The organism is Gemmata sp. (assembly GCF_051859125.1).
Lineage (GTDB): Bacteria > Planctomycetota > Planctomycetia > Gemmatales > Gemmataceae > Gemmata.
In genome coordinates this window covers 1-21,884 of sequence record NZ_JBHYGG010000268.1, presented here as the reverse complement: position 1 = coordinate 21,884, position 21,884 = coordinate 1, and the positions used below count along the sequence as shown (strand labels likewise).

Annotated in this window: 20 protein-coding genes and 1 pseudogene; 12 read left to right on the top strand and 9 right to left on the bottom strand. The window is 68.6% G+C overall.

The genetic code is table 11. The annotated features are described in order from the left end of the window. Positions 1-107: 107 nt before the first annotated feature. The 8 genes and pseudogenes from pnp to ACTIGN_RS26265 all read right to left on the bottom strand — a co-directional run bounded on the left by pnp (position 108) and on the right by ACTIGN_RS26265 (position 8,110). Positions 108-2,357 carry a polyribonucleotide nucleotidyltransferase gene (pnp, locus tag ACTIGN_RS26300; protein ID WP_439629460.1) on the bottom strand — a complete coding sequence of 750 codons (2,250 nt, stop codon included), beginning with the start codon at positions 2,355-2,357 and terminating at the stop codon, positions 108-110. Between the two features lie 213 nt (positions 2,358-2,570). Then, positions 2,571-2,837: a 30S ribosomal protein S15 gene (rpsO, locus tag ACTIGN_RS26295; RefSeq protein WP_439629458.1), complete on the bottom strand. Its 267-nt coding sequence runs from the start codon at positions 2,835-2,837 to the stop codon at positions 2,571-2,573. Between the two features lie 158 nt (positions 2,838-2,995). After that, positions 2,996-5,008 carry an NAD(+) synthase gene (locus tag ACTIGN_RS26290; RefSeq protein ID WP_439629456.1) on the bottom strand — a complete coding sequence of 671 codons (2,013 nt, stop codon included), beginning with the start codon at positions 5,006-5,008 and terminating at the stop codon, positions 2,996-2,998. A 31-nt stretch (positions 5,009-5,039) separates the two neighbouring features. Continuing rightward, positions 5,040-5,363, bottom strand: a complete 324-nt coding sequence (locus ACTIGN_RS26285; protein WP_439629454.1) for a hypothetical protein — start codon at positions 5,361-5,363, stop codon at positions 5,040-5,042. 37 nt (positions 5,364-5,400) lie between these two features. Then, positions 5,401-6,039 carry a WD40 repeat domain-containing protein gene (locus ACTIGN_RS26280; RefSeq protein WP_439629493.1) on the bottom strand — a complete coding sequence of 213 codons (639 nt, stop codon included), beginning with the start codon at positions 6,037-6,039 and terminating at the stop codon, positions 5,401-5,403. A gap of 249 nt (positions 6,040-6,288) precedes the next feature. Beyond that, positions 6,289-6,384: pseudogene (locus ACTIGN_RS26275) on the bottom strand (hypothetical protein); the annotation flags it as partial. 13 nt (positions 6,385-6,397) lie between these two features. Beyond that, the gene (locus ACTIGN_RS26270; protein WP_439629452.1) at positions 6,398-7,876 is read right to left on the bottom strand and encodes a hypothetical protein; all 1,479 of its coding nucleotides are present in this window, start codon (positions 7,874-7,876) and stop codon (positions 6,398-6,400) included. A 6-nt stretch (positions 7,877-7,882) separates the two neighbouring features. Then, positions 7,883-8,110, bottom strand: coding sequence for a hypothetical protein (locus ACTIGN_RS26265; protein WP_439629450.1), 228 nt, complete (start codon positions 8,108-8,110; stop codon positions 7,883-7,885). 174 nt (positions 8,111-8,284) lie between these two features. Between ACTIGN_RS26265 and lhgO the strand changes: the two genes are divergently transcribed. Both lhgO and ACTIGN_RS26255 read left to right on the top strand, forming a co-directional pair. Beyond that, the gene (gene lhgO, locus ACTIGN_RS26260) at positions 8,285-9,481 is read left to right on the top strand and encodes an L-2-hydroxyglutarate oxidase (protein WP_439629448.1); all 1,197 of its coding nucleotides are present in this window, start codon (positions 8,285-8,287) and stop codon (positions 9,479-9,481) included. 306 nt (positions 9,482-9,787) lie between these two features. Beyond that, positions 9,788-10,897, top strand: coding sequence for a hypothetical protein (locus ACTIGN_RS26255; protein ID WP_439629446.1), 1,110 nt, complete (start codon positions 9,788-9,790; stop codon positions 10,895-10,897). Here the strand turns inward: ACTIGN_RS26255 and ACTIGN_RS26250 are convergent. After that, a complete protein-coding gene (locus tag ACTIGN_RS26250; RefSeq protein ID WP_439629444.1) occupies positions 10,857-11,270 on the bottom strand; it encodes a hypothetical protein in 414 nt (137 codons plus the stop codon). The genes ACTIGN_RS26255 and ACTIGN_RS26250 overlap by 41 nt on opposite strands. Before the next feature lie 396 nt (positions 11,271-11,666). Here ACTIGN_RS26250 and ACTIGN_RS26245 point away from each other — a divergent pair, with 396 nt between their 5' ends. The 10 genes from ACTIGN_RS26245 to ACTIGN_RS26200 all read left to right on the top strand — a co-directional run bounded on the left by ACTIGN_RS26245 (position 11,667) and on the right by ACTIGN_RS26200 (position 21,814). Continuing rightward, on the top strand, positions 11,667-12,611 hold the full coding sequence (locus ACTIGN_RS26245; RefSeq protein WP_439629442.1) for a sugar phosphate isomerase/epimerase family protein: 945 nt from the start codon (positions 11,667-11,669) through the stop codon (positions 12,609-12,611). Between the two features lie 95 nt (positions 12,612-12,706). Next, positions 12,707-13,381: a Uma2 family endonuclease gene (locus ACTIGN_RS26240; RefSeq protein ID WP_439629440.1), complete on the top strand. Its 675-nt coding sequence runs from the start codon at positions 12,707-12,709 to the stop codon at positions 13,379-13,381. Between the two features lie 97 nt (positions 13,382-13,478). Continuing rightward, entirely contained in the window at positions 13,479-14,198 is a 720-nt protein-coding gene (locus ACTIGN_RS26235) for an esterase family protein (RefSeq protein WP_439629438.1), read from the top strand. 85 nt (positions 14,199-14,283) lie between these two features. After that, on the top strand, positions 14,284-15,201 hold the full coding sequence (locus ACTIGN_RS26230; RefSeq protein WP_439629437.1) for an ATP-grasp domain-containing protein: 918 nt from the start codon (positions 14,284-14,286) through the stop codon (positions 15,199-15,201). Positions 15,202-15,294: 93 nt separating this feature from the next. Continuing rightward, a complete protein-coding gene (locus ACTIGN_RS26225) occupies positions 15,295-16,647 on the top strand; it encodes a hypothetical protein (protein ID WP_439629435.1) in 1,353 nt (450 codons plus the stop codon). Positions 16,648-16,778: 131 nt separating this feature from the next. Next, positions 16,779-17,888 carry a carboxylate-amine ligase gene (locus ACTIGN_RS26220; protein ID WP_439629433.1) on the top strand — a complete coding sequence of 370 codons (1,110 nt, stop codon included), beginning with the start codon at positions 16,779-16,781 and terminating at the stop codon, positions 17,886-17,888. A 103-nt stretch (positions 17,889-17,991) separates the two neighbouring features. Next, complete coding sequence (locus ACTIGN_RS26215) at positions 17,992-18,417, top strand: hypothetical protein (protein ID WP_439629431.1); 426 nt, start codon at positions 17,992-17,994, stop codon at positions 18,415-18,417. Between the two features lie 207 nt (positions 18,418-18,624). Further along, the gene (locus tag ACTIGN_RS26210) at positions 18,625-19,923 is read left to right on the top strand and encodes an adenylosuccinate synthetase (protein WP_439629429.1); all 1,299 of its coding nucleotides are present in this window, start codon (positions 18,625-18,627) and stop codon (positions 19,921-19,923) included. 360 nt (positions 19,924-20,283) lie between these two features. After that, the gene (locus tag ACTIGN_RS26205) at positions 20,284-20,814 is read left to right on the top strand and encodes a carboxypeptidase-like regulatory domain-containing protein (protein WP_439629427.1); all 531 of its coding nucleotides are present in this window, start codon (positions 20,284-20,286) and stop codon (positions 20,812-20,814) included. Positions 20,815-20,860: 46 nt separating this feature from the next. Further along, complete coding sequence (locus ACTIGN_RS26200; protein ID WP_439629425.1) at positions 20,861-21,814, top strand: DUF1559 domain-containing protein; 954 nt, start codon at positions 20,861-20,863, stop codon at positions 21,812-21,814. Positions 21,815-21,884 lie beyond the last annotated feature (70 nt).

Genomic DNA, 21,884 nt, shown 5'->3' with positions numbered 1-21,884 from the left:
GATGTGTCTAGTATAGCAGACGGCCGCGGCGCTGCCGCCGCGGCCCGTATTCACTCGGTGGCACAGGGCAGAGGCCTGTGCCACCAGACTTGAAACCGTTACGTCACTCAGTCCCGGCGGCCGCGGTCGCCGCCGCGCCCGCCCCGGTCCCCGCCGCCGCGCCGGCCGCCGCCGCTGCCGCCGCGGTCCCCGCCCCGGTCGCCCCCGCGGTCCTCGCGGGGGGGCCGCTCGCCGCCGCCCTCGCCGGCCGGCGCGCCGCCCTCGCCCGGGGGCAGCATCGCCTTGCGGGACAGCTTCACGCGGCCCTGGTCGTCGATGGCGATGACCTTCACCTGGACCTTGTCGCCGATCTGTACGACGTCCGACGGGTGCCCGACGTACCCGTTGTCGAGTTCCGAGATGTGGCACAGCCCGTCGCGGCCCGGGGCGATCTCGATGAACGCGCCGAACTCCTTCAGCGTCATGACCTTCCCGTCGTAGATCGCGCCGACCTTGATCTCGGCGCACAGCGCCTCGACCCGCCGCTTGGCCTCCTCGACGCCCTCGGCGTCCAGGCCGGCGATCGACACGGTGCCGTCGTCCTCGACCTCGATCTTCGCGCCGGTCTCCTCCTGGAGGGCGCGGATGTTCTTGCCGCCCGGCCCGATGAGGAGCCCGATCTTGTCGGGGCTGATCTTCGTGGTGAGCATCCGCGGGGCGTACCCGCTGATCTCCTTCCGCGGGGCCGGGAGCGAGGCGAGCATCGTCTTGAGGATCTGGAGCCGCCCCTCGCGGGCCTGCTCCAGCGCCCCGCGGACGACCGCCTCGGAGACCCCGTCGAGCTTGATGTCGAGCTGGATCCCGGTCACGCCCTTCTGGGTGCCGGCGACCTTGAAGTCCATGTCGCCGTAGTGGTCCTCGTCGCCCTGGATGTCGGTGATGAGGACGAACTTGTCGCCCTCCGACACCATGCCGACGGAGATGCCCGCGACCGGCCGCTTGATCGGCACGCCCGCGTCCATCAGCGCCAGGGTGCCGCCGCACACCGACGCCATGCTCGACGACCCGTTCGACTCCAGGATCTCGGACACGAGGCGGATCGTGTACGGGAACCGGGTGGCCGGCGGGATGACCGCCTTCAGCGACCGCTCGGCGAGCATCCCGTGGCCGATCTCGCGGCGGCCCGGGCCGCGGATCGGCTTGCACTCGCCCACCGAGTACGGCGGGAAGTTGTAGTCGAGCATGAACTTCTTCGAGATCTCTTCGCTCAGCCCGTCCACCTTCTGCTCGTCGGCGATGGTGCCGAGGGTGGCGACGACCAGGGCCTGCGTCTCGCCCCGCTGGAACACGGACGTGCCGTGGGTCCGCGGGAGGACGCCGACCTCGCACGAGACGGACCGCAGGTCCTTCGGGCCGCGGCCGTCGATGCGGGTGCCGCCCAGGGTGATCTCGCGGAACACCCGCTCCCGCAGGACCGCGATGGCGGCGCCCACCTGCGACCCGGTGTACTTGGCGTCGGTCGCGCCCTCGGGGGCGTACTGGGCCTTGATCTTCGCCTTGAACTCGTCGAGCGCCGTGTTGCGGGCGTGCTTGCCGCTGGTGAGGTACAGGGACCGGAACTCGGCCCCGAACTTCCCGTACAGCTCCTCGGCGAGCGGGTCGGCCGGCTTGGCGGCCGGGAGCACCTTCGGCCCGAGCCCGGCCGCGGTGCGGAGCTTCTCGATCGCGTCGATGGCGACGGCGCACTGGCGGTGCGCCTCCAGGATGGCGTCGCCGGTCTCCTGCTCGGGCAACTCGCGGGCGAACCCCTCGATCATGCAGACCGCGTCGCGGGTGCCGGCCACGATCAGGTCGAGTTCGCTCTCCTCCATCTGCGTCGAGGTCGGCATCACGACCAGTTGGCCGTTCGCGCGGCCGAGGCGGACGGCCCCGAACGGCTTGAGGAACGGGATGTCGGACAGGTGCAGCGCGGCGCTGGCCCCGATCAGACCGAGGATGTCCGGGTCGTTCTCGCGGTCGGCCGAGATCACGGTCACGTGGACCTGGACCTCGTTGAAGTAGTCGACCGGGAACAGCGGCCGGGCCGGGCGGTCGATCATCCGCGAGGTCAGCGTTTCCTTGGTGCTGGGCCGGGTCTCCCGCTTGATGAACCCGCCGGGGAACTTGCCGGCCGCGTAGGTCCGCTCGCGGTACTCGACCTGGAGCGGGAAGAAGTCGCGGCCGGGGATAACGTTGCCGGCGACCGCGGCGGCGAGCACGACCGTCTCGCCGTACTGGACGACGACCGAGCCGTGGGCCTGTTTCGCGAGCTTACCGGTTTCAAGAATCAGTGTGCCGTTACCGAACGGAACCTCGACGCGGGCATGGTTTGCCGCCACGGGTGTGACCCTTTCTGTGTTTTGGAACGGGCGCGGGGCGAATTGTGGAGGTGCCCGGCGGGCGACGGCGGGGTGCCGTCGGGGTGCGGACGTGGCCAGGGACTGGCCAGCCGCTGCCCGCCAATGACGCCTGCGGCGACCGAGAACCGTCTCGGGCACCGCAGTGGGGGGAAGATGATGGATCGGCCCACGTTGGCAACGTCCCGAGGGAGGTTACTTCCGCAGCCCGAGCTTGCCGATGACCGCGAGGTACCGCTCGCGGTCCGTCTCCCGGAGGTACTTCAGCAAGTCGGACCGCGAGCTGACGAGCTTCAGGAGCCCGCGCCGGCTGGAAAAGTCCTTCTTGTGGGTACGCATGTGCTCCGTCAGCTCGTTGATGCGAGCGGTGAGAATCGCGATCTGCACCTCGGGCGAGCCGCTGTCGGTGTCGCCCCGCCGGAACTGCGTAATGAGCTCGGCCTTCCGCTCCTTCGTGATCATCTTTTCCCGTCTCCGCTAATTCGCCGCGTCGCACTCCTACCATCAGTTACGAAACGACGTCAGTTTTCACGCACAGTTCAGTGATTTACGCAATCTAGTGGCCCCCGACCAGACGACAAGGGGAGAAAAAGGCGCGAACCCCGGTCCGGGCCCCGCCGTCACTCCCCCTTTTCCACCGCGTCGAGCCACACCCGGGCGGCCGCGTCCGACGGCATCCGCCAGTCGCCCCGGGGCGACACGCTCACCGAGCCGACCTTCGGGCCGTCGGGCAGACAGCTCCGCTTGAACTGGTTCGCGAAGAACCGCTTCAGGAACACCCGCAGCCAGTGCCGCACCTCGTCCGCGGGGTACGGCTTCGAGAACGCCGCGTGGCCCGCCAGGTACAGGATCTTCTCGGGGCTCGCGCCGAACCGCAGGACGTGGTACAGGAAGAAGTCCACCAGTTCGTACGGCCCGACGGCCTGCTCGGTGGACTGCGCGATCTGCCCGCTCGCGTCGGCCGGGAGCAACTCGGGCGAGATCTCGGTGTCGACCACGTCGAGGAGCGTGCGGCGGGCGTCGCCGTCGAACTCGTTCTCGGCCGCCCACTTCACGAGGAACTTCACCAGCGTCTTCGGGATGCTGACGTTGACGTTGTACATGCTCATGTGGTCGGCGTTGTACGTGCACCACCCGAGCGCGAGTTCCGACAGGTCGCCGGTGCCGATCACGAACCCGGCGTTCATCAACATGCTCGTCCGCACCCGGGCCTGGACGTTCTCGAAGACGAGGTCGCTGCGGTTCTCCGGCGGCAGGTGCACCAGCTGCTCGGCCAGCGATTCGACCGTCTCGCCGTCGAGCTTGATGCCGAACGGCGCGTGGCCGAGCGCCTTCATCTGCTCGAAGCACATCGACCGGATGTCGCACTCGCGGACCGACACCCCCAGCGCCTTCATGAGTGCGTGCGCGTTGCCCTTGGTGCGGCCGGTGGTGCCGAACCCGGGCATCGTCAGCGCCTTGACCTCGTCGCGGGAGACCCCGAGGTCGTCCATCGTTTTGCAGACGACGAGCAGCGCGAGCGTCGAGTCGAGCCCGCCCGACACGCCGATCGAGACGGCCGGCGTCCCGATGTGCCCGAGCCGCCGGGCCAGCGCCGCGACCTGCGTCTGGAAGATCTCGCGGCACCGGTCGTCGCGGGTCGCCGGGTCGTTGGGCACGAACGGCGCGGCCTCGACCTCGCGCTCGAGCTCCGGCTCGCGGGGCGACAGTTCCAACTCAAATGACAGGTTGCGGAACTTGCCGAAGTTCAGGTCCGGGGCGCGGTTCGCGTCGTGGAAGCTGTTCATCTGCACGCGGTCGTGCTGGAGCCGGTCGAGGTCGAGGTCGGCGACGAGCAGGTGCCCGCCGCGGCGGAACCGCTCGGACTCGGCGAGCACGGCCCCGTTCTCGGCGACGATGCAGTGCCCGCCGAACACGAGGTCGGTCGTCGACTCGCCGACCCCGCACGCCGCGTAGATGTACGCCGACAGGCACCGGCCCGACTGCGCCGCGACGAGCTGCCGCCGGTAGCCGGCCTTGCCGATCAGCTCGTTACTGGCGGACAGGTTCGCGGTCACGGTCGCGCCCATCAGCGCCGCGAGCGAACTCGGCGGCACCGGCATCCACAGGTCCTCGCACACCTCGACCGACAGCACGAACCCCGGCACGTTGCGGCACGCGAAGAGCAGGTTCGTGCCGAACGGGACGCCCTGGCCGGCGACGGTGGCGGCGCTGAACGAGGCGTTGTCGGCCGGGCAGAAGTACCGGGCGTCGTAGAACTCCTTGTAGTTCGGCAGGTAGCTCTTGGGGACGATGCCGAGGATCTTCCCGGCGTGGACGACGGCCCCGGCGTTGAAGAGCTGACCGTCGACCATCAGCGGCAGCCCGACGACGGCGACGCCCTTGAAGATCTTCTCGCTCCGCTCGACCACGCGAACGAGCGCGTCTTCGGCGGCCCGCCACAGGGCCTGCTGGTGGAACAGGTCGTGGCAGGTGTACCCGGTGAGCCCGCACTCGGGGAACACGACGAGGTTGACGCCGCGGTCCTCGGCCTGCTTCATGAGGGCGAGGGTGCGGTCGGCGTTGAACGGGCAGTCGGCGAGCCGGAGTTCCGGACTTGCGGCCGCGACGCGGAGGAAGCCGTGGTGGTTCATGGTGACCGGAGGGCGACCCAGAGGACTGCTGTTAGACAGCGTGGTGACCGAACGCCGCGAGGACTTCGGCCGTTAGCGGGAACGGGTGGTGGGCGACGAACCGAACACCGCCATCATCGAGATCGGCCCAGCAACCCAGTTGTTCGGCGACGAAGGTGAGCCCGCGTGCCTGCTCCAGCGTCACGGACCAACGGCCCCAGTGCTGTGTCCGCCCGGACTCGAGCGCCCGGTGACACAGGCCCGGTATTGCGTCTTCCGTACCGCTGATCCAGCCGGCCGACCAGCACTCCTCGGAGATGGCGCTCATCGCCCCGCCGAGGAGTTGCAGAACGGCGGTTCGCGTCGCGTCGTCCACTGCGTCGCCCCCCCGCTCGCATTCTACTCGCACGCCGTCACCCGCCGACGTCGAGCACGCCGACGTGGCCCTTCGCGCTGCCGAACGCGAGCGTCAGCCCGTCGGGGGCGAACGCGACGGCGTGCAGCTTGCCGACCTTCGGGGCGAACGCCCGCACCTCGCCCCCGCTCGCCACGTCCCACACGCGGACCGTGCCGTCGTGCGCCGCCGAGGCGAGCTGTGCGCCGTCCGGCGAGAAGTCGAGCGTCTGGATTTGGTCGGTGTGGCCGCGGAACCGGCGGACCTTCCCGGGCCTCCGGCGGCCGCGGCCGCGGGGCGGCGGGTCCATGTCCCACACCATGACGACCGACCCGCCGGCCGCTGCGAAGTAAGTGCCGTCGGGCGAGAACGCCAGCCCGCGGACGATGCCCCGCAGGGCGAGTTCGTGGTGGCACCGCGGGCCGTCCCACGTCCAGAACCGCACGCAGGCGTCGGCCCCGCCCGTGGCGAACCCCTCGGGGCTCGCCGCCATCGCCCCGCAGGCGTTCCGGTGGCCCTTGAGCGTCCGCACGATCTCGTGCGTCTTGAGGTCGGCGACGCACACCCGCTCGGGTACGCCGATCTGGCCACCGGCGAACGCGACGTGCTTGCCGTCGCGCGCGATCACGAGCGCGCCGACCCCGCCGAACCCCTGCAACTTCGTGACCTGCCACAGTAACTTGGGGGTTTCTGCTGACCAACACCGTAGGTGCTGGCGCCGCCCACCAGTGATGATGTGCATACCGTCCGGGGTGAACTGCGCGTGAGACAATCCGGCGAAAACCGCCGGAGTGAAGAGCGCTAGTTCAGACGAATAGATCTCATCGGAATCATCCTCGATGGCATCATCGCCGAACGTCCACCACACCGGCGCGGCGGTGTGGAGCGTCGCGGGATCCCAGACCTGGAGAATCCCTAACTCACAGACGGACGCGAGCCGCGATCCGTCCGGCGCGTAGGTCACTACGTTCACGCACTGAGTGTGCGGTTGGATGACGATCACGGCGACCTCGGGGTTACGCCAGCCGCTTCCGCGCCTCGGCGATCTCGGCGGTGCGCATCGCCCGGAAGCGGTTCAGATGGTCGGCGACGAGCGGCGACGGCTCCCACTTCGTGAAGCGGTCCCAGGTGCGATCGGCGCGCGCCGCCTGCTCCTGGAACGATTCGGCGTACACCACCCGCCCCTGATCGACGAGCTTCACGAAGAGTGGTTCGCCGTCGATGCTCTCGGATTTGTCGGCGACGATGATCGTATCGCCCCGGCCGTAGGCGCGGACGTACCCCGGGACCGTCTCCTTCCCCGGCGAGTTCGAGAACTTGATGTTCGGCCGGTCGGCGGTCGCGGTCCGCTTGAACGCGGCGCTCACGGTGTCGCGGTGGACCAGCTTCCACCAGTACCCGCCGGCCCCGGGGAACAGTATGGTCGGCTCGGTGCCGGTCTGCCGGCGGAACGTGTCGTACACCGCCCGCACCGCGTCCGGGGTCACCTCGTCCTCGAACACGATGACCCGCGGCGGGATGCCGAGTTGCGTCATCTTCTGGAAGTACAGCACGCACTGTGCGGCGATGTCGCCGCTGTCGACGCGGACGCCGACGCGGTCCGTCTCGGGGTGGTTCTTGATGACCCGCAGCGCGTTCTGGAGCCCGACCGTTTCGGCGTCCACGAGGTCGCACAGCAGCGACGCGCTGCCCATCTTCGTGACGAACCGGTCCATCATCTCGTACTCGGCGGCCGCCAGCGTCTTGTCGAACGACTGGGCGGCGCACATCATCTCGTGGCCGATGGTGCCGATCGACCGGAACAGCTCGGGGTACAGGAACTCGGCGGTGTCGTTCGAGGTGAGTTGTGGGAGCGCCGCCGCGCCGGCCCCGCCGACGAACCGGGCCAGGAGCAGGATCAGGTTGCACACCTCGACCGGTGCGGACCGCAGGCCGAACTCGGCGTCCCGCGGCGTGGCGAGGTGCATGAGGCGGGCCTTCGTGGCCTGGATGACGGGCGCGAAGTACCGGCACATCGCGGGTTCGAGGTACGAGATCAGCCCGCCCATGCCCTCGAACGCGAGGCACGGGACGCCGGCAACGAACGTCTGCCCGCCGGGGAACCCCCACACGTCGACCGGCAGCGTCACGTCCCCGCCCGACTGCTTCGCGAGCACCGCGTCCCACAGTTCCGCGGGGTACGCCTTGGTCGCGGAGTGGTGCGCGTACCACTCGAGTGACAGCGCGATGTCACTCGCCTTGAGCGGCCGGTGGAACCACTGGGCGAGCATCGCCTCGTGCCCGGCCATGACGAGCCGGTTGCCGGCCCCGGGTTCGGGGAGCCCCTTGCGGAACGTGAGCGAGTAGCACGCCGGCTCGACCGCGACGTCGGGCACGGCGGCCCACATGGTCCGCTTGTACGTGTCGGTCGCGCCGGTCCACCCGCCGAGCAGGAACAGCTTGGCGAACAGTTCCTCGCGCATGGAACGGCGCTTGGCCGCGAACGGGTCCGACATGGGCGATCACTCGGTGAGGAGGAGCCACGCGGCCCCGTAGAGGAGTGCGAACCCGGCGAGCCCGAGCGCCGCGAGGCACCCGAACTGCCCCGCGGCCGACGGCACGACCTCGCCGGTGACCGCGGCCTCGCGGCGCACGCGGCGGTGCTCGGCCCACGCGACCGCGAGCAGCGCGGCGCACGCGAGCAGGTCGAAGGCCCCAAAGACGACGAGTACCCACATGGCGGTTCGCACGGCGGTATTGTCGCAGGAGCCGAGCGAAGTTCCAACCCAACTCTGTCGAGTCACGGGGCTTGTCCCCGTGGTCTTCGGAGGCACACGGCACCGCCGGGGTAAACCCGGCGGCTCGAAAGACGGCGCGTGCTACCGACTCGTATGATGCCTGCGTCACGTTCCCGAGGAGTGGGCATGGAGTGCGACCTGGCCGTTGTCGGCGGCGGCATCGTCGGGCTGGCGACCGCGTACCGGTTCACGCAGCGGTTCCCCGGCAAGCGCGTCGTCGTGCTGGAGAAGGAACCGCGCGTCGCCGAGCACCAGACCGGCCACAACTCGGGCGTGCTGCACTCGGGCATCTACTACAAGCCCGGCTCGCTGAAGGCGGTGAACTGCCGGGCCGGCAAGCTCGCGATGGAGCGGTTCTGCGCCGAGGAGGGGATCGCCCACGACATCTGCGGCAAGGTGATCGTCGCGGTCGACGACGGCGACCTGCCGGCCCTCCAGCGGATCTACGACCGGGGCGTCGCCAACGGCGTGCGGTGCGAACTCATCGACAAGGCCCGCCTCGCGGACCTCGAACCGCACGCCCGCGGGGTCAAGGCGATCCACGTTCCCGAGGCCGGCATCGTCAACTACCGGCAGGTGTGCGAGCGGCTCTCGGAGAAGGTGCAACTCGCGGGCGGCGAGGTGGTGTTCGGCGCGCTCGTCACGGCCGTACACCACGCGCCGGGCGGCGTCACCGCGGTCACGCCAAGGGGCGCGTTCACCGCGAAGCAGCTCGTGAACTGCGGGGGGCTGCACTCGGATCGGGTTGCGAGGCTCACCGGGCAGAACCCCGGAGCGAAGATCATCCCGTTCCGCGGCGAATACTTTGCGCTCAAGCCGGCGGCGCACAAGCTGTGCCGCAACCTGATCTACCCGACGCCGGACCCGCGGTTCCCGTTCCTCGGTGTCCACTTCACGCGGATGATCGACGGGAGCGTCGAGTGCGGGCCGAACGCGGTGCTGGCGTTCGGCCGCGAGGGGTACAAGTTCTTCGCCCTGAACCCCCGCGACCTGCTCGAAACGCTGGCCTACCCGGGCTTCCTGCGGATGGCGCTCCAGCACTGGAAGATGGGCCTGGGCGAGATGTGGCGGTCGCTGAACAAGGCCGCGTTCGTGCGGGCGCTCCAGCGGCTCGTGCCCGACGTGACGGCCGACGACCTGCTCCCTGCACCCGCCGGCATCCGCGCGCAGGCGGTCGCCAACGACGGCAGCCTCGTGGACGACTTCCTGATTCAAGAGGCGGACCGCGTGGTGAACGTGTGCAACGCGCCGTCGCCGGCTGCCACCGCGGCGCTCCAGGTCGGTGCGACCATCGTGGACCGCCTTGCCGTGCGATTTGAGTAAAGGCAGAAGAGGTTTATCCGCAGATTACGCAGATGGACGCAGATTTTCAGACAGAGGACAGAGGACAGAGGACTGAGGACTGAGCAGCATACCGCCGGTGTCCGACTGATCTCCGAATTCTATCCTCGGGTTTCTTGTCTCTGAAATCTGTGTCTTCTGCGTAATCGGGTTTCTTGTCTCTGAAATCTGTGTCTTCTGCGTAATCTGTGGATCACTCTCTTCTGCTCTGCTGTCTGATAATCTGCGTCCATCTGCGTAATCTGCGGATAAACCTCTTCGTCTTCACTCTCCCAAGAGGATTCTCCCGTGCCGGTGCAACCGCTCGACCTCAGCCGGCTCAAGGTGTTCCCGCTCGCCGAGCGCACGAGCCTGACGCGGGCCGACGACATCCTCATCGACCCCGACGTGCCGCCGAAGCCGTGCTCCGAGCGGAACGCGGCGCTCGTGGCGGAGTGCGCCGCGAAGATCCGGGCGGCCCGCGACCGCGGCGCGTCGGTCATGCTCATCTACGGCGCGCACCTGCTCCGCAACGGCACCGCGGGCATTCTTGAACGCATGATGGCAAACGGCTGGCTCACCCACCTCGCGACGAACGGGGCCGGCACCATCCACGACTGGGAGTACGCCTGGTTCGGGGCCAGCACCGAGAGCGTCGAGATGGGCGTCGCCGGCGGGTGCTTCGGCACCTGGCACGAGACCGCCACGAACATCCACCTCGCGATCATGGCCGGCGCGCTCGACGGGCTCGGCTACGGCCGCGGCCTCGGGCGGCTCATCCTCGAAGACGGCGTCACGCTGCCGAGCGCTGAGGAGTTAGTGAGGTTGATCATTGCCGAGCCGACGCACCCGCTCACAGCGGCGCGTGCGGACTTGCTCCAGGCGATGCGGACGCAGAACTGGCCCGCGGGCCGCGTGAACATCTCGCACCGGTGGAAGCACGCCTCAATCCTGGCGCAGGCGTACCGACACGGCGTGGCGGTCACCGTTCACCCCGGCATTGGCTACGACATCATCGCGAACCACCCGGTGTTCAACGGCGGCGCGATCGGCCGGGCCGCGGAGTGGGACTTCAAGCTCTTCGGCGGGTCGGTGGACGGGCTCGATGGCGGCGTGGTGCTGTCGGTCGGCTCGGCGATCATGGGTCCGCAGGTGTTCGAGAAGAGCATCAGTTGCGTGAACAACCTGCGGCGGCAATCGGGGCGGGAGGTGGTGAAGGGGCACACGATCTACGTCGTCGACTTGCAGGACGGCGGCGGGTGGGACTGGACGGCGGGCGAACCGCCCAAGACCCACGCCGCGTACTACCTCAGGTTCTGCAAGAGCTACTCGCGGATGGGCGGCGCGATGCACTACGCGCAGTGCGACAACGCCGCGTTCACGCACAACCTCTACCACGCCCTGGCCGGGCGAGGGTGACCGCCTCGGCGAGCGTCGCCGCCCCGTCCGAGTGGGCCGCGAGCGTCGCGCCGACGAACCGGGCGAACTGCTCGGCCTGCGGGGTGCGGCCGTCCGCGAGGATCACCACGCCCGGCTTGTGCTTCGCGACCCGCAACTTCGCCGCGATCAGGAACCCCGACTCGCTGCCGAGTTGCGCCGGCAGGACGACCACGGCCGGCTGCCGCAGGAGGAGCGCGCACGTCAGGTTCGTGGTCTCGGAAACGTTCAGCACGTCCCACCCGCGGGCACCGAGGTCGGCGCTGACCGCGTCGGTGCCGGCCCCGCCCACGAACACGACCCGCGGCTTCGCCCCGCACCCGAACATCGCTCCCAAACATCGCTTGTCGCTCATCGCTGCCCCTCCCCTGCCCTCGAACACGGTGCCCATCTGATTACTCATACCGCCCGGAAGAGCGCTTCTGTCGGGTGCCATGCACCGGAGACACGCCGCCCGCCTAGGATGTTCGCTCCCGGGGCCGGAATCTTTGCCGCCCGGGTCGCGAGCGGTACGGTCGGAAGGTTACCCCTCCCGTGATCGCGTGTCCAGGTCGGAAGGCGACGCCGCGGCCCGCTCCTATACTGACACCTCGCGGGGCCGAGCCCGAAATTCGAAATCCGAAGTACGAAGCACGAAACAACGCCACGCACCCCGGGTCTTGTTCGAGTTTCGAATTTCGTGCTTCGGATTTTGCGTCGCGGCACCGTGGCGGCACCAAACTCGTTTGCACCCTCCCCGGAGCGCACCGCAATGGCCAAGGCCCGCATCTCGATCGGCACCTGGGCGTACCTGTTCAACCAGAAGGAGCCGACCAACGACTTCCACACGATCCTCCACAAGCTGCAAGACCTGGGGTACGACGGGGTCGAGCTGGGCAGCTTCGGCCCGCACCCGAGCCCCGCGTCGCACCCGACGAAGGCGAGCCGGGCGAAGCTGAAGAAGGAGATCGTGGACCACGGGCTCGCGCTGTCCGGCATCGCCGTCGACCTGTGGGCGTTCAAGACCCCCGGCACGTCGATCATGGACGAGACCCCGGCCGCGTACCTGACCGCGTTCCTCGGGTGGTGCGCGTTCGCCGCCGACCTCGACGTGAAGACGATCCGCGTCGACAGCGTCATCGCGCCCGACTACTTCGAGAAGGACACCGAGGGCGCGAAGCTCGGGGCCGACGCGGGCATGGACCGGCTCGTGAAGGTGTGGGACAAGGCGAGCAAGATGGCCGCCGACTACGGCATGAACATCTGCTGGGAGTTCGAGCCCGGGTTCGCGTTCAACAAGCCGAGCGAGATCCTCCAGCTCGTGGACCGGGTCCGCGGCAAGGGGAACAACAACTTCGGCGTGCTGTACGACACGTGCCACGCCCACATGTGCGCCGTAGTCGCCGCCAACCAGACCGGCACGAAGGAGACGCTCCCGGGCGGCGAACTCGAGCTGCTGGAGCGGCTCAAGGGGAAGATCACTCACGTCCACGTCATCGACAGCGACGGGAGCCTGAACGAGCACAACACCTCGACGCACAACCCGTTCGGCACCGGCAAGCTGAACTTCGACCAGCTCGCCCCGGCGCTGCGGGCCGCCGGCGTGCCGCACGACTGGTGGTGCGTGGACCTGTGCTTCTGGCCGGACGCCTGGCAGGTGACCGCCGACAGCAAGAAGTACCTCGACAAGCTCCGCGACAAGTACGCCGCCGTGTGAGTGCGGAGTGCGGAGTTCGGAACGCGGAGTGAAAGACCCATCAGCCGGCGAGCGGGGGGCGTCAGCCCCCCGAGTTCTCCAATGAGCTGAGCCCCATGCCCGCGCCAACCAAACGCCAACGTGCCGCACCGGCAACCTTTGCAGAACTCCACGCCAAACTCGGTGGGGTTCCGCTCGACCGCATCTTGATGAACCCGCCGCCTGACACGGCGAGCGAAGCAGACCTACTCGCCGCGTGGCGGACGCCCCCGCACCACCGCTGGGAGCTCGTCGAAGGCACTCTCGTTGAGAAATACGGCAGCTTCCTCGGCGGGGTCACCGTCGGAGCGTTGTGTGGGTTCCTTGGGAACTGGTTGGACGCCACCGATACCGGTGCCGCCTTCATTGGTAACGTCGCGTACCGGCTGCGCCCCGGTCTGATCCGCTCCCCGTCACTCAGCTACATCCCATGGGAGCGGTTCCCGAACGGAGAACTCCCGGACGAGGAAGTCAGCTCGGTCGTGCCGGCGCTTGTGATTGAGGTGCCCAACGAGACGAACACGCCCGAAGAACTGGCGCGCAAGATCGCAGACTATTTCGCCGCGGGCGCCAGGCTCGCGTGGGTCATCGACCCGCGGGCGAAGACCGCAAAGGCGTACACGTCGGTCAAGAAGTTCAAGGAGTTCGACGAGAGCGGCACGCTCGACGGCGGCAAGGTGCTGCCGGGGTTCAAGCTCCCGCTGGCGCAGCTCTTCGCGGTCGGCAAGCCCCGCATGAGGAAGCCGAAGTGACGCCCCGCCGGCCCGCGTCACGTTGCCGAACCGGCCCGGAGTTCGCATAACTCGTTGTACGTACCTCTCTTCGCTACCCTCACAGTTCGGGCCGGGAATGCACCGGGCGCATCACCGCTGGTGGAGTCCGTCACTCCACCGCGACATGGAGCTGCTGGAGTTCGGCCACGGCGGCGCACGGGTGGTCGCGTTCCCCACGTCCCGCGGGCGGTTCTTCGAGTGGGAGAACCGCGGGATGCACCACGCGCTGGCGCACCTGCTCGACCACGGGCACCTGCACCTCACCTGCGTGGACGCCGTGGACGGCGAGAGCTGGTACGCCTACCACGAGCACCCCGGGGCGCGGGCCTGGCGGCACGAGCAGTACACCAACTACGTCGTCCACGAAGTGCTCCCCTGGACCCAGTGGCGGAACCCGCACCCGTACACCGTCCTGACCGGTGCGAGCTTCGGCGCGTTCCACGCCGCGTCCATCGGGCTCCGGTACCCGGACCGGGTCAACCGGGTGCTGGCGATGAGCGGGCTGGTGGACATCAAGTGGTTCCTCAACGGGTTCCACAACGACACCGTGTACGTCCAGAACCCGCCCGACTTCATCCCCAACGAGCACGACCACGGGCGGCTCGAACAGCTCCGCCGGCAGGACGTGATCCTCGCCGTCGGCAACGGGGACCGGCTCCTGCACCAGAACCGCGAGCTGTCCGCTAAACTGTGGGGCAAGGGCGTGGGCAACGCGCTCCGCGAGTGGGACGGGTTCGCGCACGACTGGCCCGTGTGGCACAAGATGGTGCAGATGTACATTGGCGGGCACGACTAACCGGGGACCGGACGTCGGAGATTGGAGATCGGCGAACTCCGCCACCCCAATTCCCAACCCCCGATCCCCAACCCCCAGGTGAACTGTGAAGAAGGTCGGCGTCATCGTCGGGCGCGAGTGGTCGTTCCCCCCGAAGTTCATCGACGAGGTGAACCGGCGGAACAAGGGCGTCGTCGCGGAGTTCGCCAAGCTCGGCGGCACCCGCATGGACGAGAAGGTCGCCTACGACGTGCTCGTGGACCGCATCTCGCACGAGGTGCCGTACTACCGGAGCTACCTCAAGCACGCGGTGCTCGAGGGCGTCACCGTCGTCAACAACCCGTTCATGTGGACGGCCGACGACAAGTTCTTCGGCGCGTCGCTGTGCGCCAAGCTCGGGCTCGCGCACCCGAAGACGGCCGTGCTCCCGAACAAGGACTACGTCCCCGGGATCGTGAAGGCCGAGAGCCTCCGGAACCTCGTGTACCCGATGGACTGGCAGTCCATCGTGGACTACGTCGGGCTCCCGTGCATCCTCAAGGACGCGCACGGGGGCGGGTGGCGCGGCGTGTACGTGTGCCACAGCGTCGAGGAGCTGATCCGGTACTACGACGGCTCCGGGCTGATGACGATGATCGCCCAGGAGTTCATCAAGTGGGACCAGTACGTCCGCGTGATGTGCCTGGGCCAGGACGTCGTGCTGCCGATGCCCTACGACACCCACGACCGCAAGTACATCCCGGACCCGAACTACCTGACCCCGGCCCTGTACAAGCGGGTCGCCGCCGACTCGCTCAAGCTGGTCCAGGCGCTCGGGTACGACATGAACACCGTCGAGTGGGCCATCAAGGACGGCGTCCCGTACGCGATCGACTTCATGAACCCGGCCCCGGACATGGACCTGAACTCGCTCACCCCCGAGTACTTCAACTGGGTGGTCGAGAAGATGGCCGACCTCGTCATCGACCGGGCGCTGAACCCGAAGCCGCAGCTCAAGGAGCTGCGGTGGAGCAAGTTGTTCTGAAGCCGTGGCGAGCGGGGGGCGTGAGCCCCCCGAGGTAGCGCCGGTGCGGTTCACTCGGGGGGCTCACGCCCCCCGCTCGCCAGGACAGTTCTCATGCCCGATCCCATCTCCGCGTACCACGACCTGCTGGCCCGCGGCGCTCTCGCGGCCGACTCGCAGGCCGAACTCGAACAGGCCCAGCAGCGCCGCGGGCTCACGTTCGGCCCCCGGCCGGTCTGCACCGTGCTCCGGCCCCGGTTCCTCACCGTCCCCCAGTACACGTTCCTGCGGGGCGCGGTGAACGCCCTGCTCCCGGCGTTCCGCAAGGTGTACGCCCGCGGGCTCGCCGACCCCGAGTTCCGCAAGCAGTTCCGCCTGCTCCCGTGGGAAGAAGAGCTCCTCGCCATCGAGCCCGGGTTCGACGAGCCGAGCCCGACCAGCCGGTTCGACGCGTTCTTCGTCTCGCAGGAAGAGCTGCTCTTCACCGAGTTCAACACCGAGACCCCGGCCGGGGCCGGGTACACCGACGCGCTCACCGAGGTCTTCTACGGCCTGCCCGTGTTCCTGGAGTTCCAGCGGGACTTCCACGTGTTCCCGCTCCCGGCCAAGCCGGGGGTGCTGCACGCGCTGCTCGGCTCGTTCAAGCAGTGGCAGGGGCACACGTCGGAGCCGCCGCGGGTCGCGATCCTCGACTGGCGCGAGGTGCCCACGTTCAGCGAGTTCGTCCTCTTCGACGACTACTTCAAGGCGATGGGGATCGAGGCCCGGATCATCGACCCCCGCGACTGCGAGTACCGCGACGGCAAGCTCGTCGCCGGCGACTTCCACATCACCCTGATCTACAAGCGGGTGCTCATCACCGAGCTGATCGGGCGCGGCGGGATCGACCACCCGGTCGTGCGGGCGGTCCGGGACCGGGCCGTGTGCATGGTGAACTCGTTCCGCGGCAAGCTGCTGTTCAAGAAGGCGTCGCTCGCGGTCCTCAGCGACGAGGCGAACGCGGCCCTGTTCACGCCGGACGAACTCGACGCGATCCGCAAGCACATCCCGTGGACCCGCGTGCTCGAACAGGGGATGACCGTGGCCCCGAACGGCACCACGATCGAGCTGCTCCTGTGGACGCTCGCGAACAAGGACAACCTCGTCCTGAAGCCGAACGACGACTACGGCGGGCACGGGATCGTGCTCGGGTGGACCGTGGACGACGAGGCGTGGGGCAAGGCCGTCGCCGACGCGCTCGACACCCCGCACGTCGTGCAGTGGAAGGTGCGGCTCGCCAAGGAGCCGTTCCCGAGCTTCGAGAACGGCGCGCTGCACGTCCTGGAGCGGATGCTCGACACGAACCCCTACGTCGCGTTCGGCGCGTTCACCCACGGGTGCCTGACCCGCATCTCGACCGATCCCCTCGTGAACGTCACCGCCGGCGGCGGCAGCACCGTCCCGACGTTCTTGATCGAATCTCGGTGAAGAGTGTCGGGAGTGTTTGAAGTGTTGAGAGTGTTTGGGGAGTATGATTGACGTGACCGGGAATTGTGCCGAGCGGCCTCCCCGCATCCTCTCCGACACGAAACACTCTCAACACTCAAAACACTCCCCCCATGCAAGCTCCGTCGCTCACGCTCGGGATCGAGGAAGAGTACCAGATCATCGACCCGGCGACCGGGGAGCTGAAGTCGTTCATCACGCAGATCCTCGACGAGGGGAAGCTCGTCCTCAAGGAGCAGATCAAGGCCGAGCTGCACCAGTCGATGGTCGAGGTCGGCACCGAGATCTGCCGCACCCCGGCCGACGCGCGGGCCGAGCTGGTGAAGCTGCGGCGGTCGATCACGGGGCTCGCGGGGAAGCACGGGCTGGTGATCGCGGCGGCCGGGTCGCACCCGTTCTCGAACTGGGAGCAGCAGGAGATCACGCCGTTCGAGCGGTACCTCGGGGTCCAGAACGACATGCAGGACCTGGCCCGGCAGCTCCTGATCTTCGGCACCCACGTCCACATCGGGATCGAGGACCGCGAGTTCCTGATCGACGCCATGAACGTCGCCCGGTACTTCGCCCCGCACGTCCTGTGCCTGTCCACGTCGTCCCCGTTCTGGAGCGGGCGGCGGACCGGGTTGAAGTCGTACCGGTCGATCATCTTCCGGCACTTCCCGCGGTCCGGCATCCCGCCCCGGTTCCAGGGCACCGCCGAGTACGACGGCATGGTCGACGCGATGGTCCGCACCGGGTGCGTCCCGGACGGCTCGAAGATCTGGTACGACGTGCGGCCCAACCACCGGTACCCGACGCTCGAGTTCCGCATCTGCGACGTGTGCACCAAGGTAGACGAGGCCGTATGCATCGCCGCGATCTTCCAGGCGATCATCGCCAAGCTGTGGAAGCTCCGGCGCGACAACCTGACGTTCCGCGAGTACCCCACGGAGCTGATCGAGGAGAACAAGTGGCGGGCCGTGCGGTACGGGCTCGAAGGCAAGCTCCTCGACCTCGGCAAGCAGAAGGAGGTCCCGGTCCGCGAGCTGATCCACGAGCTGATCGACTGGTTCCTCCGCGACGTGATCGACGAGCTGGGCACCCGCAAGGAGATCGAGTACGCCTACACGATCATGGCCGGCGGCTCCAGCGCCGACCGGCAGCTCAAGACGTTCGCGGACACCGGCACCACCCGGGCCGTCGTGGACCAGTTGGTGCGGGAGACGCAGGAGGGGATAGAATAGTTTCGAGTTTCGAGTTCAAAGTCTCGTGATTCGTGCCGGGCCGCCCCGCGTTCGGGGGCCGCAACTTTGAACTCCAAACTCGAAACTCGAAACCGGGCCTGCGATGCAAGAGTACTCCCGCGACGGCATCTCGTTCAAGTTCCCGACGAACTGGCGGGCCGAGGCCGAGGACACGGAGGACGGCGGGTGGGCCGTCACCGTCTCCAGCCCGGACACGGCGTTCGCGCTGGTGTCGCTCCGGCCCGACGCCGGGCCCCCCGCGGACCTCGCCGACCAGATCCTCGACGCGCTCAGGGCCGACTACCCGGAACTCGACGCCGAGAACCGCGTCGAAACCGTCGGCGGGGTGATGGCCGTCGGGCACGACATCGACTTCCTGACGCTCGACGCGGCGGTCGCGTGCCGCACCCGGGCGCTCGACACCTTGGCCGGCGCGCTGGTCGTGATGACCCAGGTGAGCGGCTACGACCGGGCCGAAAACGAGCCGGTCCTGCGGGCCGTCGTCGCGTCCGTCACGATCGAGGACTGACGCCAACTTCTTTGCCCTCTCCCCTTGCGGGAGAGGGTGACGCGAGTCTTCGAGCGGCGGGTGAGGGGTAAAGCGATCTGAGTTGCTGACGCTTCACCCCTCACCCGGCCGCGAAGCGCGGCCACCCTCTCCCGCAAGGGGAGAGGGCAAAACATCTGCGACTCTCGTTCAGCTCGATTGGTCTTCGACTTGTGAGGCAGTGGCACCGTGAGGCGAGCCGTCATCACCGTTGGGCTGGGGTTCGGCGACGAGGGCAAGGGGGCCACCGTCGACTTCCTCGCCCGCGACCTCGGGGCCGACCTCGTCGTGCGGTACTGCGGGGGGAGCCAGGCCGGGCACAACGTCGAACTCCCCGACGGCCGCCGGCACACGTTCTCGCAGTTCGGGGCCGGCACGCTCGCTCCGAGCCCCGCCAAGACCTACCTCGGCCCGGCGTGCGTCGTCGACCCGCCCGCGATGCTCCGCGAGGCCCGGCACCTCGCCGAACTCGGGGTCCGCGACCCGCTCCGGCTCGTCACCGTTCACCCCGATTGTCTCGTCGCCACGCCGTGGCTCCGGCTCCTGAACCGCGCCCGCGAGTTGGCCCGCGGCGACGCCCGCCACGGCTCGTGCGGCCAGGGCGTCGGCGAGGCCCGCAGCTACTGGCTCCGGCACGGCCGCGACGCGGTCACCGCCGGCGACCTCCGCGCCCCCGACACCCTCGCGGCCAAGCTCGAACTCCAGCGGCAGCGCGTGCTCCTCGAACTCCAGCCGCTCGTCGAGTCGTGCGACCCGGAACCGCTCCGCGAGCTGGTGTGCGGGGCCGCCGAACTCAGCGGCACCGACGCGGCCCGCGAGGTGGCCGAGTCCGCGTTCCGCGAGGTGACCGTCTCGCCCGACGCGCCCCCGCACCGCACCGCGATCCTCGAAGGCGCGCAGGGCGTGCTCCTCGACGAGTACCGCGGGTTCCACCCGTTCACGACGTGGAGCACGGTCACCGCGCACCACGCCTGGGAGATGGTCGAGCGCCTCGGGTCGGAGGCGGTGTGCGTGCTGGGGCTGACGCGCGCGTACCACACGCGCCACGGGGCCGGGCCGCTGCCGACCCACTCGGCGGAACTCACCGCGAAGCTCCCCGACCCGGGCAACCCGTGGAACGCCTGGCAGGGCGCGCTGCGGTGCGGGTGGCTCGACCTCGTGCTGCTCCGGTACGCGGTCGGCGTCACCGGCCCGCTCGACGGCATCGTCGTGAACCACCTCGACCACGTCGGGGCCGGGTTCCGGTTGTGCGACTCCTACGAGGGCGGCGAACTCGTCCCGTCGGCGTTCCCCGACCTCGCGTGGCAGGCCCGGCTCACGGCGCAGGTGCAGGGCGCGCGGCCCGTGCTCACGCCGGCCGGCCCCGACGACGTGGTGCGGGCGCTGGGCAGCGTCATGGCCCCGGTCGTGATCCGCGGCTCCGGCCCGACGCACCGCGACCGCCAGAACCTCGGCCTGACGTTCCGCAAGCGGCGCGCGTCGACGTAACGAGTGGTCCCCTCGATCCGCGAGCAGTGGGTGCGACTCGCCGGCGTTGGATCGGACGATGACTTTGTCGAAACGCGATCAAAGCCTCCCGTGCGGGTCACAAATCTCGCGCCCGTCATTAAAAACTTCGTCGTTTGCTCAGAATGGCGAATTGCATTGGACGCGGCGACGTCAACACATTAAACTTTGGGCGAAGCCACACCGGCTCTTCATAGTTGCTGCGCCACGTCATACAGACAGACCCGACCCATGCGCCCTCTCCCGGCTGCGTTGGTGACCTTCTCGGTGCTCGCACTCGCGGGGTGCGGTGGCGGACCGGACAAGTCGCCCGTTGCGGCGCGGTCCTACGATTCCGAGGCAATGGCGCGGTCCGCGATGGCCCAGTTCGACAAGAACGTGAACGGTTCCATCGAGGGGCCGGAACTCGACGCCTGCCCCGGCCTGAAGGCACTCGCCGCGAACCTGGATGTCGCGCCCGACGGCAAGCTCACCGCCGACCGCCTCAAGGCGCGGTTCGAGACGTACCGCTCGGTGGGCGCGATGGGGTTCCCGGTCCGCGTGACGCTCGACGGCACCCCGCTGGCCGACGCCGTGGTGGTGCTCACGCCCGAGGAGTTCATGGGCGGGGTGACCGACCCCGCGACCGGGAAGACCGGGCCGGACGGCACGGTCTCGAACTACGCCGTCGGCGGCCGCGAACTGCCGGGCCTCCCGCCCGGCGTGTACCGCATCGCCGTCACGAAGGACGGCGTCGCGGTCCCGGAGCGGTACAACGCGAAAACGGCGCTCGGGTGCGAGGTGTCCGGCGGGGGCCGCGGCGGCAACTCCGGCCTCGACCTGAAGCTCGAAACCAGGTCAAAGCCCAAGACGAAGGACAAGGACAAGAAGTAGTTCGGTCCCATCCGACCCGTTCATTCTCGCCCGCGAGGTCATTCACATGGCGTCTTCTCGACGTTCCAACCGACAGGGGTTCACCCTCATCGAACTGCTGGTGGTGATCGCGATCATCGCGATTCTCATCGGCCTATTGCTGCCCGCCGTGCAGAAGGTCCGCGAGTCGGCCAGCCGACTGAAGTGCAGCAACAACCTGAAGCAGGTCGGCATCGCCATGCACAACTGCCACGACGTCTACGGGCACTTCCCGTCGGGGGGGTGGGGTTGGAACTGGGTCGGCGAGCCGGGCCGCGGGGTCGGCGCGGGGCAGCCCGGCGGGTGGGTGTACAGCATCCTCCCGTACTGCGAGCAGGGGGCGCTGGCCGACCTCGGAGCCGGTGAAGCGTTCGGGTCGGCGGCGCACCTCGCCGCGCACCAGAAGCGGGCTCAGGCCACCCCGCTGATCTTCAACTGCCCCAGCCGCCGCCCGCCGGTGCCGTACGCCGCGTCGTACACGTACCGCAACATGACCTCGCTCCCGGCCGGGGGCCTGGGCCGCACCGACTACGCCGCGTGCTCGGGGACCGGGGCGGTCGAACTCGACGGCGGGCCGTCGGACCTGGCCGGCGGCGACACCCTGGCCGCGAACGTGCTCGACGGCGTGTTCGGCCGCAAGAGCCAAACGCGGATCCTCGACATCACGAAGGGGACGAGCAACCAGCTCCTCGTCGGCGAGAAGTACCTCAACCCCGAGAACTACACCACGGGCGCCGACGGCGGCGACAACGAGTGCATGTACACCGGGCTGAACAACGACGTGTACCGGCACACGAGTGAGGTGCCGATCCAGGACCGCCCGGGGGTCGGCAGCGCGACCCGGTTCGGGAGCATGCACCCGGCCGGCATCACCGTCGTCCAGGCCGACGGCGCGGTCCGCCAAATCTCCTACCAGGTCAACGCCGCCGTGTTCAACGAGTACGGCAAGATCGCCAGCAGCTCGGTGATTAACATCGACTGACGTGAACAGCATGGCTTCGTTTCTTTGTTGGTGGGGCAGGCATTCTTGCCTGCCTCCAGACGCCTTCGGA